The following is a 15,562-nucleotide window of genomic DNA, read 5'->3' as shown; positions in this document are numbered from 1 at the left end:
CTGTCACCGTATGTGCTATCGGACAAAAAACCGCTGATCCAGTCTCATCGACTAGGTAAGCGGTTTTTATTGGTGTAGGAACAAAGATAATAATTACTGTGCTTTAGTGAAAGCTTCGTCAATACCAGCGATGTAATCTTGTACAGTTACAGTTACAGTAGAAGTAAGATCTGCTTCGGCAGGAACAGAAGGATGAGCGTCATCACGCTGTGTTGTCTTCATCCCTTTAATTTCGTCAACTGTCTTGCCTGTCATCCAATCGCCAAGTGCTTTGGCTTGCTCGTACCACTCTTTACCGATGGAAGAAGCTTTTTTCATGCCATATTCGTCGCCAAGCTCTACTTTCGTCTTTAACTCTGCACCTTTGTCAGATGTTACCTTGCCGTCTTTATCGAATTCTACCTTAGTTTGGGCATTGTCGATAATCGTGCCTACAACCTTGCCATCCTTATCAAAAGCGCCTACAACGATAGTTGTATCCACTTGAGCGACAGGAGTTTTATCTCCATTAAGTCCTTTGGACTTTTTAATCGAGATCGATTGTCCAACACCTAGCTTTTCACCGCCAGGCTTCACATCAATCGCGTTATTGTATGCTTTTTCAACAGCAGCGATATAGTCTTGAACCGTTACCGTTACTGTAGATGTCAGATCTGCTTCATCTGGGACTGCTGGATGAGCATCGTCACGCTTTGTTGTTTTCATACCTTTAATTTCATCAACCGACTTACCTACCATCCAGTCGCCGAGTGCTTTCGCTTGCTCATACCACTCTTTACCGATGGAAGAAGCTTTTTTCATACCATATTCATCGCCAAGCTCTACTTTCGTTTTAAGCTCACTGTTTACATCTGTAGAAACCTGAAGATCAGCGCCATATTCTACTTTAGTTTGTGCGTTGTCGATATCAACTTTAACAACCTTACCATCTTTATCAAATGCTGCGGCAACAATAACAGTGTCAACTTGTCCTACTGGGCCTTTGTCACCGTCTTTGTCCTTGGACTTGCCGATGCTAGTGATTGTGCCAAGACCGATCTTTGCGATTTCTCCAGCAGCTGCTTCAGCATCGGAAGCGGCTTCCTTGGAAGCGGGTTCAACTGTTTTAGTGTTTGTGTCTTCAACCTTCGTGTTATCTGTTTCCGGAGCTTTGCTATCTTCCTTAGCACCGCAACCTACAAGCATGGACAAAGCTAATGATGCAACTAGTACAATGGACAACATTTTCTTCATTAAGAAATCCCCCTATGTATTGTTGTTTTAATTGCTTGTGCAAGTGAATACTATCACATAATATACAAGTAATCAATATCAAAAATGGATAATATAGCCGCAAGTTGCTTAATACGAACAATTTAATGAAAATGCTATATTTAGCATATTTACCATGTGAATATGAAATGCAAAAATGGACCTGCAGCAACGTATGAATACGTGCGAGGTCCATCTCTATGAAACTAGGTTAATTTATAGAGCCATGATGGCGTAATGCCTTGCAGCCAGCTGTTGATCTGGGTCAATTGATCGGTAAACAGCAGTATCCCCATGATAATCATCAACACTCCCCCAACCTTCATCATAGGCTCAGAGTATTTGATCAGCCAGCGGGTAGAGCCGATAAAGAATGCCAATACAAAGAATGGAATCGCGAAGCCAATTGCGTAAGCAGTTGATAAACGGAACCATGATCCCGGATCCTGTGCGGCCAAAGTAAGAATGAAGCCCAAAATCGGTCCAACACATGGAGACCAGCCTGCTGAGAAACCGATACCGAATAGAAATGATCCGAAGTAGCTTCCCCTCTTCCCCGTTATCTCCAGCTTCCGTTCCCGCATGAGCAACTGCGGTTTAAAGATCCCCAGCAAGAGCAGACCCATCAGTATGATAAGAATGGCTGATACTTGTCGCACGATATCACGATACTGAATAAGCAACGAACCGAAAGCACTTGCGGTAAGTCCCAACGTATAGAACACAACGCTAAAGCCTAGTATAAAAAAGAAAGTATGAGACATGATCTTCATTCTTACTTCTCGCTTCGTTCTATCTTGCTTTAATTGATTAACTGACATCCCTGTAATGACAGATAGATAGGAGGGATACAGCGGCAAACAGCACGGAGTGATGAATGAAACCATCCCCGCCAGCAATGCTATCCATATTGTAACGCTCATAATCTAGTATGCCTCCATACAATAGTATATATGGATAGTTTAACCTTTAAATCCTCGCCGTACAAGTAACGTCACGATTAAGACCCCGATCAATGTCAACACGATCGTAGCGCCTGGAGCCAAGTTCCATATCCCTGCTACTAATAGCCCGAAGATAACCGATAATTCTGATACAAGTACCGAGATGATAATCGCTTTTTTGAAGCTTCTAGCGACAATTAAGCTCGTCGCCACTGGAATCGTAAGCAGCGCAGAAACAAGCAACGCGCCCACAATCTTGATAGCCGCACTGATTACGAGAGCTGTTAACACCGTTAAGGCTAGATTTAGCCACTTAACAGGCAGACCATTTACAGCTGCCGCATCCTCGTCAAATGTCAGCAGGAACATTTCCTTCTTGAACAGCGCCATAAAGACGATAACAATAGCCGTAACCCCGCCTACGACGAACAAGTCGGTTGTATTTAAGGTATAGATGCTTCCGAATAAGTAACTGGTTACGTTCGTGTTAAAGTTCTTGCCTAATGAAAAGAACAGAGATGCCAAAGCGATACCGCCAGACATAATGACAGCGATCGACAGCTCGGCATAGGTCTTATACGTTTTACGAAGCTTTTCAATGGCTACTGCTCCAATCAGTGCAAATACCATACCCACGCCAAGCGGATATACGCCGATCAAAAAGCCAAGCGCCACGCCCGCGATCGCGACATGGGAAAGCGTATCTCCGATCATCGATAATCGGCGAAGCACGAGAAATATTCCCATTAATGGGCCGGTTATTCCGATAAGCAAACCGCCGATGAGAGCCCGTTGAAAGAAACCTGAATTTAAAATATCTACTATCATGATACGCTCCTCTACATCATCACGCCGTGTGTAAGATCGGGCTCGACACAAGCCGCTTCATGCGAGTGCTTGCAATGGAAATTCAGCTTGCCGCAGGTTGCAGCGGGTGTCTCCCCCAGCCATGCGCGCACCATCTCCAAGTCATGAGACACCATGACAAAGGTCATCTGATGGTGTTCATGCAGATGCTGCAGCAGCTTGAAGAAGTCTTTCTGCGTCTCAGCATCAATCCCTACCGTCGGCTCATCTAGAATGAGCAGCTCCGGCTTGTTCACCATAGCACGCGCTAGAAATACGCGCTGCTGCTGTCCACCGGACAGCTCTCCGATTCGCTTCTGGGCCAGATCATCCACTCGCATGACTTTCATCGCATCCAAGCACTTCGCCTTATCCTCCTTGGATAAACGGCGAAACAGATTTCTGCGATTGTACATCCCGGATTGCACCACTTCCAGTACCGTTGCGGGGAACAGCGGATTAAAGCTGTTCTTCTGCGGTACATACCCGATGCGGTGCCAATCCCGAAATTGCTGTATCGGGGTCCCGAACAGTCGAATTTCACCGCTGGTCGGCTTAAGCAGACCGACAATAAGCCGCAGCAAGGTCGTCTTCCCTGCTCCATTCGATCCGATCAAGCCAACGAAGTCGCGTTCCTGTACTTCGAAATTAACATCGTCGAACACAATCTGATCAGCGTATCGATAACTCACGTGATCAATGGTGATGACGGGCTGATGACAGCCCCCTGTCTGTTTCATTTCCTGTATTCACTTCCTTACTTGGAGCTTTCCTGCTCCTATTGTAACGCCAACAACAAGTTGTTCAAGTTGCGTTCCATCAGAGTTATATAGTTGTCGCCATTCTGTTCTTGCTCTGTCGTCAATCCTTCCAACGGATTCAGCACAAGTGTCTCTACTCCCGCTTCCGAAGCGATCATATTCGCCATCTCGTCGGACACAAGCTCCTCGAAGAATACGTACTTCAGATCTTTCTCCTTCACGAGCTTCGTCAATTCCACGATGTCCTGCGCTCTAGGCTCAGAATCAGCGGAAATTCCCATCAAGGCATGCTGCGTCAGGTTGTAGTCGCGCGCCAGATAACCGAATGCCTGATGTGATACCACGATGTCACGATGCTTCACATTGCTTAACTCCCGCTCATACTTCTGATCCAGATCTACCAGCTGAGCATGCAGCGCTTCATAGCGCTTCTCAAAGTCAGCTTGATGCGATGGATCAACTTGAATCAGAGCATTCTTCACATTCTCCGCCATAACGAGCGCCGACTTCGGACTGACCCAAGTGTGTGGGTCGATGTTGCCATGATCGTGCCCATCTCCTGACGCTTCGTGATCATGATCCTCCTCAGCTGTGGAGATCAGCTTCACACCCTTGCTTGCTTCCACGATCTGTACCTGTGAGTCAGCTTCAAGGCCTTTCTTAAAGTCCTCAAACCAGCCTTCGAAGCCAGCTCCCTGGTATATGAGCAGCTGCGCATTAGAAGCATTCTGCAGATCCTTGCTCTTAGGAGTCCAATCATGAGGCTCAACACCAGTCGGGATCAGATTGATCACATTAACTGCATCTCCCCCAATCTGCTGCGTGAGAAAGTATAACGGGTAGAATGTAGTAACAACATTAACTTTATCCTCAATCAGCTGGGCTTGTTGACTTGTGCCGCAGCCCGCCAGAAATGTCATCATCGTCATCAGTACGGTCAGAACGGCAAGAAGCCCCTTGCTCTTGTGTATGATCTTCATTTCTTCAATCCCTTATTTCGTAATAATTACTATTAAGATTATAAACAGGAGCATTTCACCTGTCAAGTATAGTACTTATAGCATTTGAAGAGGGTTTTCATTTCATACTGAACACAAAAACACAGCAGCTTGCGGCGCAATACCTCAAACGCTGTGTCTTCATTACTTATGGCTCACTCACTAGCTATGATGTTCCCATTCATGCTTGTGAAGCAAATAAGTATTGTAGCTTTCGTTGTCAATCTCCATCCTACTGTGGAATTGGAAACCGCAATGCTGAATCACTCTATTGGATGGCATGTTCGTAACCAGAGCGATCGCGTTCAGCAACTTGACATTGGTATGTTCAAATAAATACGCAACCATTCCCTTAGCAGCTTGAGTTCCATACCCTTTGCCACGATGATCCTTCGATATCGCATACATAATCTCTCGGTTCGGATTCGGCAGCTCCTCCTTCATGCCCGAACAGCACCAGCCGATGAACTGGCCCGTTTCCTTCAAAACGACTCCTAATCGCAACCGAAGCTCCTCCACGTTTCCATCAGCCGCAACAGCGTTGAAAAACAGCTGGTTTTCCTTTAACTCATAGTTGATCAACCAGTCTTCACGGATCTCCTTAGGTACGTTCCATCCAGGTAAATAGTCATATATTTCTGGCTGCCAAGTCAGTGCGTGTAGATCATCTAAATCTTCAACACGATACTCACGTAAAATGACATCCTTGCATTCAATCCTGAGCGCTTCCATTTCTCCCCCCCTATTAACTGTTCTCGTATTCTCCTTATCATTATTCATGATAACAGAGTCCGCTTTCTATTATTGGTAATAATTCATTAATAGTGGAAGTCTCCTTTGGTTTAGCTCGGCTACCAATACAGGGCTGCCCCTCAGTCATAATTCATGTCTGAGAGACAGCCCTGATTAGTTACAGATGCAGCGATTATTTAACTTGAGCACCATTCGGCATGCTGTCCGGAACAGTAGCCAATGTCAATTGGCCGTCCTTCGAAGCGGCAAGCACCATGCCTTGCGACATAACGCCGCGCAGCTTAACCGGCTTCAGGTTCGTCACGCAGATCACCTTGCGGCCAACGAGCTCTTCAGGCTTATAGTACTGCGCAATGCCCGATACGACTTGGCGTACTTCATAGCCTAGGTCGAGCTGAAGCTTGAGCAGCTTATCAGCCTTCGGTACTGGCTCCGCATGCTTAACTTGAGCAACTCGCAGCTCCACCTTCGCGAAATCGTCAATGCCGATCTCCGGCAGCGATTCTGGAGCTTCTTCTGGTGCTGCAGAAGCTGCTGGTGCTGGTGTCGGTGCTGGAGCAGCCTGCTCCAGCTGAGCAGCGGCACCGCCCATTCCTTCTACGATAGCAGCCACTTCTGGTTCCACTTCAAGGCGCGGGAAGATCGGGCTTCCCTTCACTACCTTCGTGCCTGCAGGAATAGCGCCGAATACGCGCGCCGCATCCCATGCCGTTCCTTCACCTTCCGCCAAGCCAAGCTGTTCACGAATCTTGGCAGGAGTTTGAGTCAGGAACGGCTGAATGAGAATCGAGACGATACGCAGGCTCTCCGCCAAGTGATTCATAACCGAAGCAAGCTCATCGCGCTTCGCTTCATCCTTGGCCAGACCCCATGGCTGCGTCTCGTCGATATATTTGTTCGAACGGCTGATCAACTGCCAGATTGCCGTCAGTGCTACAGAGAACTCCATCTTCTCCATGGATTCTTCGACTCGCTCCACTGTTTGCGCAGCAAACTGCTCGAGCACGCTGTCGAATTCCGTCACACGACCTGCATAAGCAGGAATGGTGCCGTCAAAGTACTTATCGATCATCGCAACCGTACGATTCAGCAGGTTGCCGAGATCGTTAGCCAGATCATAGTTGACGCGCTCAACGAAGCTCTCTGGCGTAAAGGTGCCGTCAGATCCGAAAGGCACTTCACGCAGCAAATAGTAGCGCAGCGCATCCAAGCCGTAGCGATCGATCAGCATAACCGGATCCACCACATTGCCCTTGGACTTGGACATCTTGCCGTCCTTCATCAGCAGCCAGCCGTGACCGAATACTTTCTTAGGCAACGGCAGCTTCAACGCCATCAACATGATAGGCCAGTATATAGTATGGAAACGAATAATCTCTTTACCTACAAGGTGAACATCTGCCGGCCAGAATTTATTGTACAGCTCGGATTGCTCTGTGCCGTAGCCAAGCGCCGTGATGTAGTTCGACAAAGCATCGATCCATACATACACAACGTGCTTAGGATCTCCCTTGACCTTGACGCCCCACTCGAACGATGTACGAGACACCGCGAGATCTTCCAGACCAGGCTTGATGAAATTGTTGATCATTTCATTTTTACGCGATTCAGGCTGTATGAATTCTGGGTTGTTCTCGTAGAACTCCAACAATTGATCCGCGTACTTGCTCATACGGAAGAAATAGCTTTCTTCCTTCACGAGCTCCACCGCGCCTCCGCAGTCAGGGCAGCGTCCATTATCAAGCTGGCGCTCCGTAAAGAACGATTCGCACGGTGTACAGTACCAGCCTTCATATTCGCCTTTGTAGATATCGCCTTGCTGCACAAGCTGATCGAAGATCTGTTCCACGACCTTCTTATGGCGATCCTCTGTCGTACGGATGAAGTCATCATAAGAGATGTCCAGCTTCGACCACAGATCTTTAATTCCCGACACAATGTCATCCACGAATTGCTGCGGAGTCTTGCCTGCTTCCTGCGCCTTGCGCTCGATCTTCTGTCCATGCTCATCCGTACCAGTCAAGTAGTGTACGTCATAGCCACGCAGCCGCTTATAGCGAGCCATCGCATCTCCAGCCACCGTTGTATACGCATGCCCGATATGCAGCTTCGCGCTTGGATAATAGATGGGCGTTGTAATGTAGTACGTCTTATCTTGCTTAACCATACTCTATTCCTCCTTCAATAATGAACCTTACTCAAGTCATACTCCGAAGCTCGCTCAACTGCTCACATCACCAACATACAGGATGCCCCGCAAGCTTCAAAACACACAAAAAAACCCCCGTCCGTTTGGGACGAGAGTTGTTACTCACGCGGTACCACCCAATTTTCCATTGAACTCAGCTCAACTTCGTATCCGAAATATGCAGCAGCCCAATAGCTTCATTGTGTCTGCACAGCTATGTATGCAGTCTCTGATTCGATAACGGGAATAAACCGCCGACTGCTTACGCATGCGAGCATTGTGCATCGCCTTCGCTCACAGCCAGTTCCTCAAGGACCATCTTCCACAGCATCATCGTACCGGTTCACAGCAGCTCCGGCTCTCTGCAACGATTTCGCTAAGTACTCATCCTGTCATTGGACATGACTATCTACAGTTAAGTATGATTAATATATCGCATTCGTTGTTCACATGTCAAGGACATTGCACCCCGGCTGTATGTCTCAGCTGCCTTGATGTGATCCCTTCCCCTTGTCTTTGCGCGGTGGTACATAGTCAATACCGCCAGCGCTGAAAGGATGACAGCGCGCTATGCGCTTCATAGCCAGCCAGCTTCCCTTCAACGGGCCGTGGACATCGATTGCCTCAAGAGCGTAGGCAGAGCAAGTCGGATAGAAGCGGCAGGAAGGCGGCGTTAACGGTGAAATACATTTTCGATAAAAATGGATCGGGACCTTGACCACTCTAGCACCAACAGACTTGCGCTTCACAGCTTGCTTCTGTTCACTTTCGAATCCGCTGTCGCCATGTACAACATTTCCGTCATGATCGGTCATGTAGATGCGTCGCCTCTCGTCTCTATATCTTCATCAGCTCTGCAGCCTTCACAGTAGCCGAACAGCTCGTACTTATGCTTCACAACATGAAAGCGCGCCGGCACTTCAGTCAACGGCATCGGACAGAAATGAATCGGGTACGTCTTCTCGCATTGCAGGCATATCAAGTGATGATGATGATCATCCTCTTTACAATGGCAGCGGAACTTCATACCGTCTTCGAACACGATCTGCTCGAGCACCCCTAAGTCATGCATCACCCGCAAATTGCGATAGACCGTATCGAAACTGAGTCCCGAGTAACGTTTACCCATGTACTCATATACATCCTTGGGGGATAAGAATCCGTCCGTGTCCGCAAACAGCTTGGCCAGCGTACGCCGCTGATCCGTGATGCGCAGCCCTTGTTCAGACATCTTATTCAGCATTTCTTCGGCATTCAGCATGATTTATCCCTCCTCTCTTAATAATGCTTCATCCGTTTCTCCTTGTCAAACCTATTAGCAGTTAGCTTTCTAATATAGTGAAAGAGCCATTTCCAGCTGCGGAAATGGCCCTTCGATTCTATATTAAGCTTGAAAGATTGGTTCAGGCATACCTTTGTTCAACAATCGATTCCCCATAACTGTTCGATAGAATATACGTTCACCAATGTTGCAGAATGCATTAAACGTATAGTATATGCAAAGCGCCACTGGATACTGCCAAAATATAGTCAGCATAAACAAGGTGAATGCCAGCGGTAATCCGATTCGTTTAAGAAGCGTGCCAGTTTGATTATTCTGTGGAACGATCGGCAACATCATCACCGTGAACGAACATATCGCGTACAATGTCGGCATAATGTGCGTCGGGTCTGGCTGCGAAAACGACTGAATCCAAGGCAACAAGTCCGATGACATACTCGCACCGTATTGTGAGAAGAGATGATATAAGCTAAAGAAGATAGGCATCTGAAGGAGCGAAAGCCACATTGAACCTCCTACGCCATAATGCTTGTACAGCTTCGATGTTTCTTGCATCAGCTTCTCTTTATTTTCACTGTACTTCGAGCGAATAAGATCTAGTTCAGGACGCATCTGAACTTGCTTCAGCTGCGTTCTCGCCAGCTTCAGATTAAGGAAAAACAGTGCGAGTCGCACCAGTAAAGTCAGCAAGATGATCGAGATTGCCCAATCTCCTGTCCATGCGTAGCACCATTGAATAATCTGGTGTAGTACTTCTATAATTGGTTGAAGCATTTATCAAATCCCCTTTGCATGTCTGTGTATAGTGATATTCACGCAAAGTCTGGGAATGATCTTCTTCCTGAGCCCCTTTGCCGGAGCGCGGGATAATCTTTTGACGAATATGACGAATGAAATCTCTAATCGGATGAGCAGTATAATCGTTTGTCGTTCGACATATGCCTTGGATAAGAGATTCTGAATAATGCAGGCGAGTATGCTGCGGCGGTACAGCGAACCAATAGCCGATCAACAAGCCTGACAAACTGATGATCATAAATATCATCGATAGATCAAACTGTTCCAAGTCACGCACCTGCCTTTCGTCAACGTAGTATTAATCCATTACGTATCGGTATTACGCCCTATATGCTGTTTGGTTTCACACATGAAATATATAACAAAGACGCCCACATTAAATATGGACGTCTTTGAATTGCGCTATAAGTAATAAAGGATGATATCACTCTAATTTACTGATAAATAATAGATATTATGAGTGCTTCTTAGGCAATGGAGTAAAGATCAGATTGACCGGCATGCTGCTGCCAGCTGCTGGTGTAAACCAGATGTCGACTTTTTCTTCACGGTCACCTGTACGATAGACGACACTTGCCTCATTCGAGGTGTTTAACAAACCGTTGTTTGGTGTTTGAACCGTCTGCCCGTTAACCAACAAGGCGCCGGAATAAGAACCACCGCGAGCATTAAACGAGATTAAGGTGTTAGGTGCTACCCGATTGAGCTCTATGTGATACAAAACACCATAGTTGCCGGCATTGACACGGTTATCGCCGTTCATTGTGTCCCAGCCTTTAATGTATGTGTCGATCTTATTATCAGCAAATACTAAACGCGATGCAGTATCGCCTACCAGATCATTAACGACGAAGCTGCGGTCTGCGTTGTTAAATGTTCCACGGATATGGGTACCGTCCGAATCTAGCTTCGGCAGCGTTGGAATGGATTTCCAGATATCCTTGTTCGCATCTAAAGCTACAATCTGATACTGAAGGTTGTTATCACTGTCGAAGTCTGCATACATCGTATAGATTTGACCTGGCTTCAACGGTATATTGCTGAGTTCTGGAACCAGTATCGTCGACTCACCTGGCTTCAACACTTTTTCATACATGGCTCTATTGCCACGGTAGGACTCAAAGTATCGAACAGCCGCCATCTTGCCTGTTTGCTGTGGGTACGGGTTCGGTCCTGCTATCCCAGTGTGCTCCACTCGTACGACTGCATTTTCATCCGAAATATTTTTAGCGATGACGTACAGCTTCATGTCGCGATTCGTTGCATTCTTATGGTGCATCAATACACGAGTCTTGCCGGCGATCTTGTCTTGATACAGGATGCCGTCTTTGACAACGGATTCCGGACTGTTTGAACGATACAGCGTACGCTGCAGATGACGCATCTCCGGATCAATCACCTTCATGTTGGCAATAGAGCTGCCTACAAACGGATATTCATCTCCTACGTTGGTGTATACCAGATAGAACTCATCTATCGTATATAACGTTTCATTGGTAATCGTAATCTTCTTCAAGACCTCGTTGCTTGCGCCATGCTTATCGGTTACACGAAGCGTGATCGTATATTCACCTGGTTCAAAGAATGCCGGCTTATTGTTAAACCATTCACGTTTGACGATAGCATTCTCATCATCTGTACTGAGGTCGTTGTACGTGATGAGCTCACCCATCTTATACTCTTCTTTATCAGTCGTAAACGCCGCTACTGGTGCTTCATTCGGCTTCAATACGGTTATATTCACGCTGTATGGCTTACTCCAAACACCCTTCTCGTCCATAACGCGAAGTGTCACCGTATGAACTCCAGGATCTGAATAATAGGATTCCAAGCCAGTCCACTCAACATCTACGATGGTCAAACCGCGAGGATGGTAGGACTCATTCTTCACGGTCACTTCCGTTTCATTAGCGAATATTTCTTTTGGTACGACCGAGAACTTAGCTACAGGCGCGCTGCTCATTTGCACTATAATACGTTTCGTTGAATTCTCCCAATAATATGGCATATCGAACGCCTTCAACGCTGATGTCAAAGGCACCATAAACGTGTTGTTCTGCAAATAAGATGCACCGCTCATCTTCGTTGGAACGTTATCGACGAGATATGTATCTGTGCCAATCTTATAGCGCAGCTCGCGCCCTCCGCTCGAAATAATGGATTCTTTGGTCTTATTGTCAAAGGTAAGCTTGAATCCAAATCGATCCGTCAGCGTACGCAAGGATACATAGGATACTCCATTCTTCACCGTAATTGGTTCTGGAGCTTTGTACTGTACATTGTTATGAATCATAATGTCGCTATTAGCCAATATAACCAGAACGTCGTCACCATATTTGCTGGTGTCAATATCAGATATTGCAGTTCCATTGCTAATCGACTCTGGCTTAGCGTCGCTTGGGGAGCCATTCCCAACGCCTTGGACTTGCTCTCCTACATTATCTGTTGGTTCCGATTTCGGCTCCTCTTGTGAGGTCTGCTCTTGATCAAGAGCCGTCTTTTCCACTGTATTCGCGTTCTGTTGAACGTTCTGCACTGAACTTTGATCCGAGCTGTGATCCGGCTGTGCCATTGCAGCAGGTACGAATGCAAAGCATTGGATGGCTGCTAAACCACTGATTAACAACCGCTTCCAGAATTGATTCTTATTCATTGTTTGTCTCCCATCCATCTGTTTCTGACTTCATCTTTTTTGTGATTTCATCTGTTTATGACATCATCTGTTATGTATCCCTATGTGATAGTTCATATCAAAATGGCCTATCATAAACGAACAAACGCTATAGGACTTCTGTCCCCTCTGTTCATCTGGACATATAAATAGACGTTCGAAACTAAGAAAAGTTGCTCATTTATAACTATATTAATTTTGATGCTTGTTCTACTTATGACAACAACCCGCATGACCAGCATGCGGGTATAGTAGAAACGAACTGCTTTTCGACTATATTTTCAATCCGCAGCCATAACGAAATTGGTCATTTAACGTTACAGGAAGCTTACCTTGTGCAGTAATAGTTCCGGTCAGTACCTTGGCAAGCGCAGCCATCGTCGCAGGACGGTTCTCATAACAGCACAGATAAGTCTTCACATCCGGGAACTGATTCAGCTCATAGGGGTTGCGTGTCGAAGCTACAACGATGCGTTTATGTCCTTGCAGCTTGCTCAACTCTTTCACGATCTTCACTTGACCCTCATGCAGCTCTGATACCGCATTGTAAGTGACGATTACAACCTGATCAAACTGTCTGCCTAGCTGTATAGCAGTTTCTACTTCTTCTTCAGTTGGACTAGTACCTATTCGGTACTCCTCGACTTCGGTCATCGTTTCCGCCAAAGCAGTTGCAACGGTATACGACTGCACGATCGGTTCATCTACCTCTGTGTGAACGCGCACTTCCGGCCAAATAACAAGCGTACGCGTATTCTGGAGCGGAAGATTGCCATCATCCTTCACCAAGGTGATGCTGCGCTCGCAGATCTCGCGAACCGTTTCCTTCGAAGACGTTGTCCCGAATTGATCTTCGAACGACTCCGTAATGACAGGAAGCGCATGCATATTGCGCTTCTCCTTCAACGCCAATAAGCGATCTACTGAAGCATCAATCTGCGCTTCATCAATTCGTCCGCTGCGTACCGCTTCTACTAACGCTTGAATCGCCGCTACCTGTTCGCTAAACGTATGGCTGATCAGCACGAGGTCCGCCCCTGCTTCAACTGCCATAACTGCTCCTTCCGCGATTCCATATTCCTTCGAGATCGCATGCATCTCGAGACAATCCGTCACGATGACGCCATCGTAGCCTAAACGTGTGCGCAGAAGGTCCGTGATCACGCGGCGGGACAGCGTTGCTGGAACTGAATCTGGCTCAAACGCAGGGAACATCACATGCGCAGTCATAATCATATCTACGCCCTGCTCAATCGCTCGTATGAACGGCACCAGCTCAACCGACATCAATCTCTCCTCGTCATGCGGCACTGAAGCTAACCCATGGTGAGAGTCGACTGCTGTATCACCGTGTCCAGGAAAATGCTTGGCAGCTGCACTTACGTTTGCCTTCTGAAGCCCCCGTATTTGCGCAGCACCGAGCTCAGCTACCAGCTCCGGATTCTCACCGTAGGAACGCACACCAATAACGGGGTTCTTCGCGTTATTGTTCACATCCACACTTGGAGCGAAGTTCATATTGATGCCCATCTTCAACAGTTCGTCGCCGCATATGCGCGCCGCTTCATATGCAAGATCCGTATCACGAGCGGCTCCTATCGCCATATTGCCTGGGATTAAGGTTACCGAGTCCCAATCAATGCGAGCAACCATGCCGCCTTCTTGGTCAATGCATATGAAGAGCGGGATATCGCTTTGCTTCGCTGCCTGCTGCTGAAGGTCTAGAGACAGCTTCGCAACTTGATGCGGATTCTCCACATTTCGACGGAAATAGATAATTCCGCCCACATGATACTGCTCGATTAAAGTTTCTATTTCCTTGGAAATGTATGGTGTTGCAAAGCCTGCCATCACCATTTGCCCTATCTTGTGTTCCAATGACATCTTCGTTCGATCCATGTTCAACCCATCCTAACTCTATCGTATTCATGTGATCGCATATCATAGAATCGACTTGTACCTTCTTGCCCCCTAAATGATGCCTTCTGGATCGCCTTCGCCCGACGTTCCACAAGTCCTTCGTAAAGTCGTGCATAAACGAGCTTATCGAATCGATATTCTTCATCAATCTTGAAATTACCCGAATACCGGACGAAAGCCCATTATAACATTAATCATCATCTTCTCCTATGCAATTGCTCAAAAAGGCCAACCCAATAATCATGGGTAGGCCTTTTCAGACTGCATCGAATATACAATTCAATTATTTCACTGAAGCTTCAGTTTCTCGGCGTCCTTGTTCGATCAAGCGCTTCGCACGCTCAACTTCCTCTTCAGTCGGTGAAGGAACACCTTCCAACGGATACTGCTCGCCAAGCTCAGCCCATTTGTAGATGCCCATCTGGTGGTACGGAAGCAGTTCAAACTTTTCTACGCCTTTGAGCGTACCAATAAATCGTCCAAGGTTCAACAGATCCTGCTCGTCATCGCACTTCGTCGGTACGAAGACGTGACGAATCCACATCTTCTTGCCGTGGTCAGACAGCCAGCGTGCCGTTTCCAACGTGCGCAGGTTAGGAACTCCGACCAGTTCTTGATGCTTTTCATTATCAATATGCTTGATGTCGAGGAGAACCAGATCTGCGTTGTTATACAGCTCTTCAAGCTTCGATACTTCATTGAAGCCGTTCGTATCCAGAGTCGTATGAAGGTTCCATCGCTCCTTAACTTGCTTGAACAGCTCCGTCACGAATTCCGCCTGCAATGTTGGCTCACCGCCGGATACCGTTAGACCGCCGCCGGAAGTGCGATAGTAGCTAAGGTAAGGCTCGATCTCCGCGAGCACTTCGTCAATTGACATTCCCTTGCCGTCAGTATCAGATAAGCTCCAAGTGTCTCGATTATGACAGTACTGGCACTTAAGAGCGCAGCCTTGCATGAACAAGATAAAGCGAATACCAGGTCCATCAACGGTACCGAATGTTTCTACGGAATGAATGCGTCCCATCATCATTATCACATTTCCCTTCTGTCTAACCTATACCGCTTATTATACAAGAATAGAACAGAAAGAGCGCTATGAGCCAAACAAACGACCTGGCGGAACGTTTATTCGGATCGACAGCGCCCT

At 47.0% G+C, this 15,562-nt stretch carries 13 protein-coding genes; all 13 read right to left on the bottom strand.

The window, feature by feature from the left end:
• Window positions 1–93: 93 nt before the first annotated feature.
• Window positions 94–1,233 carry an LptM family lipoprotein gene (locus ACXX53_RS16490; protein WP_458569756.1) on the bottom strand — a complete coding sequence of 380 codons (1,140 nt, stop codon included), beginning with the start codon at window positions 1,231–1,233 and terminating at the stop codon, window positions 94–96.
• Between the two features lie 224 nt (window positions 1,234–1,457).
• Window positions 1,458–2,177: a cytochrome c biogenesis CcdA family protein gene (locus tag ACXX53_RS16485; protein WP_458569834.1), complete on the bottom strand. Its 720-nt coding sequence runs from the start codon at window positions 2,175–2,177 to the stop codon at window positions 1,458–1,460.
• A gap of 36 nt (window positions 2,178–2,213) precedes the next feature.
• Complete coding sequence (locus ACXX53_RS16480) at window positions 2,214–3,023, bottom strand: metal ABC transporter permease (RefSeq protein ID WP_458569755.1); 810 nt, start codon at window positions 3,021–3,023, stop codon at window positions 2,214–2,216.
• A gap of 11 nt (window positions 3,024–3,034) precedes the next feature.
• Window positions 3,035–3,781 (bottom strand): metal ABC transporter ATP-binding protein, encoded by a 747-nt coding sequence (locus tag ACXX53_RS16475; protein WP_458569754.1) that lies wholly within the window; start codon window positions 3,779–3,781, stop codon window positions 3,035–3,037.
• A gap of 38 nt (window positions 3,782–3,819) precedes the next feature.
• Window positions 3,820–4,782 (bottom strand): metal ABC transporter substrate-binding protein, encoded by a 963-nt coding sequence (locus ACXX53_RS16470; protein ID WP_458569753.1) that lies wholly within the window; start codon window positions 4,780–4,782, stop codon window positions 3,820–3,822.
• Between the two features lie 180 nt (window positions 4,783–4,962).
• The gene (locus ACXX53_RS16465; RefSeq protein ID WP_458569752.1) at window positions 4,963–5,532 is read right to left on the bottom strand and encodes a GNAT family N-acetyltransferase; all 570 of its coding nucleotides are present in this window, start codon (window positions 5,530–5,532) and stop codon (window positions 4,963–4,965) included.
• A gap of 193 nt (window positions 5,533–5,725) precedes the next feature.
• Window positions 5,726–7,720 carry a methionine--tRNA ligase gene (gene metG, locus ACXX53_RS16460; RefSeq protein ID WP_458569751.1) on the bottom strand — a complete coding sequence of 665 codons (1,995 nt, stop codon included), beginning with the start codon at window positions 7,718–7,720 and terminating at the stop codon, window positions 5,726–5,728.
• 503 nt (window positions 7,721–8,223) lie between these two features.
• A complete protein-coding gene (gene yidD, locus ACXX53_RS16455; protein ID WP_458569833.1) occupies window positions 8,224–8,490 on the bottom strand; it encodes a membrane protein insertion efficiency factor YidD in 267 nt (88 codons plus the stop codon).
• Window positions 8,491–8,552: 62 nt separating this feature from the next.
• The gene (locus tag ACXX53_RS16450) at window positions 8,553–9,002 is read right to left on the bottom strand and encodes a Fur family transcriptional regulator (RefSeq protein ID WP_458569750.1); all 450 of its coding nucleotides are present in this window, start codon (window positions 9,000–9,002) and stop codon (window positions 8,553–8,555) included.
• A gap of 123 nt (window positions 9,003–9,125) precedes the next feature.
• The gene (locus ACXX53_RS16445) at window positions 9,126–9,797 is read right to left on the bottom strand and encodes a YidC/Oxa1 family membrane protein insertase (RefSeq protein WP_458569749.1); all 672 of its coding nucleotides are present in this window, start codon (window positions 9,795–9,797) and stop codon (window positions 9,126–9,128) included.
• A gap of 478 nt (window positions 9,798–10,275) precedes the next feature.
• A complete protein-coding gene (locus ACXX53_RS16440; RefSeq protein WP_458569748.1) occupies window positions 10,276–12,474 on the bottom strand; it encodes a stalk domain-containing protein in 2,199 nt (732 codons plus the stop codon).
• A 291-nt stretch (window positions 12,475–12,765) separates the two neighbouring features.
• Window positions 12,766–14,391 (bottom strand): beta-N-acetylhexosaminidase, encoded by a 1,626-nt coding sequence (nagZ, locus tag ACXX53_RS16435; RefSeq protein ID WP_458569747.1) that lies wholly within the window; start codon window positions 14,389–14,391, stop codon window positions 12,766–12,768.
• 304 nt (window positions 14,392–14,695) lie between these two features.
• Window positions 14,696–15,445 (bottom strand): pyruvate formate-lyase-activating protein, encoded by a 750-nt coding sequence (pflA, locus tag ACXX53_RS16430; protein WP_458569832.1) that lies wholly within the window; start codon window positions 15,443–15,445, stop codon window positions 14,696–14,698.
• Window positions 15,446–15,562: the final 117 nt, after the last annotated feature.

The organism is Paenibacillus marinisediminis (assembly GCF_054343325.1).
This window is presented reverse-complemented; position numbering and strand designations above follow the sequence as displayed.

Bases quoted from the DNA above. Each gene is read 5' to 3' on its own strand.
- ACXX53_RS16490 (WP_458569756.1), bottom strand. From the start codon at position 1,233: ATGAAGAAAATGTTGTCCATTGTACTAGTTGCATCATTAGCTTTGTCC.
- ACXX53_RS16480 (WP_458569755.1), bottom strand. From the start codon at position 3,023: ATGATAGTAGATATTTTAAATTCAGGTTTCTTTCAACGGGCTCTCATC.
- ACXX53_RS16475 (WP_458569754.1), bottom strand. From the start codon at position 3,781: ATGAAACAGACAGGGGGCTGTCATCAGCCCGTCATCACCATTGATCAC.
- ACXX53_RS16470 (WP_458569753.1), bottom strand. From the start codon at position 4,782: ATGAAGATCATACACAAGAGCAAGGGGCTTCTTGCCGTTCTGACCGTA.
- ACXX53_RS16465 (WP_458569752.1), bottom strand. From the start codon at position 5,532: ATGGAAGCGCTCAGGATTGAATGCAAGGATGTCATTTTACGTGAGTAT.
- metG (WP_458569751.1), bottom strand. From the start codon at position 7,720: ATGGTTAAGCAAGATAAGACGTACTACATTACAACGCCCATCTATTAT.
- ACXX53_RS16450 (WP_458569750.1), bottom strand. From the start codon at position 9,002: ATGCTGAATGCCGAAGAAATGCTGAATAAGATGTCTGAACAAGGGCTG.
- ACXX53_RS16445 (WP_458569749.1), bottom strand. From the start codon at position 9,797: ATGCTTCAACCAATTATAGAAGTACTACACCAGATTATTCAATGGTGC.
- ACXX53_RS16440 (WP_458569748.1), bottom strand. From the start codon at position 12,474: ATGAATAAGAATCAATTCTGGAAGCGGTTGTTAATCAGTGGTTTAGCA.
- nagZ (WP_458569747.1), bottom strand. From the start codon at position 14,391: ATGGATCGAACGAAGATGTCATTGGAACACAAGATAGGGCAAATGGTG.
- pflA (WP_458569832.1), bottom strand. From the start codon at position 15,445: ATGATGATGGGACGCATTCATTCCGTAGAAACATTCGGTACCGTTGAT.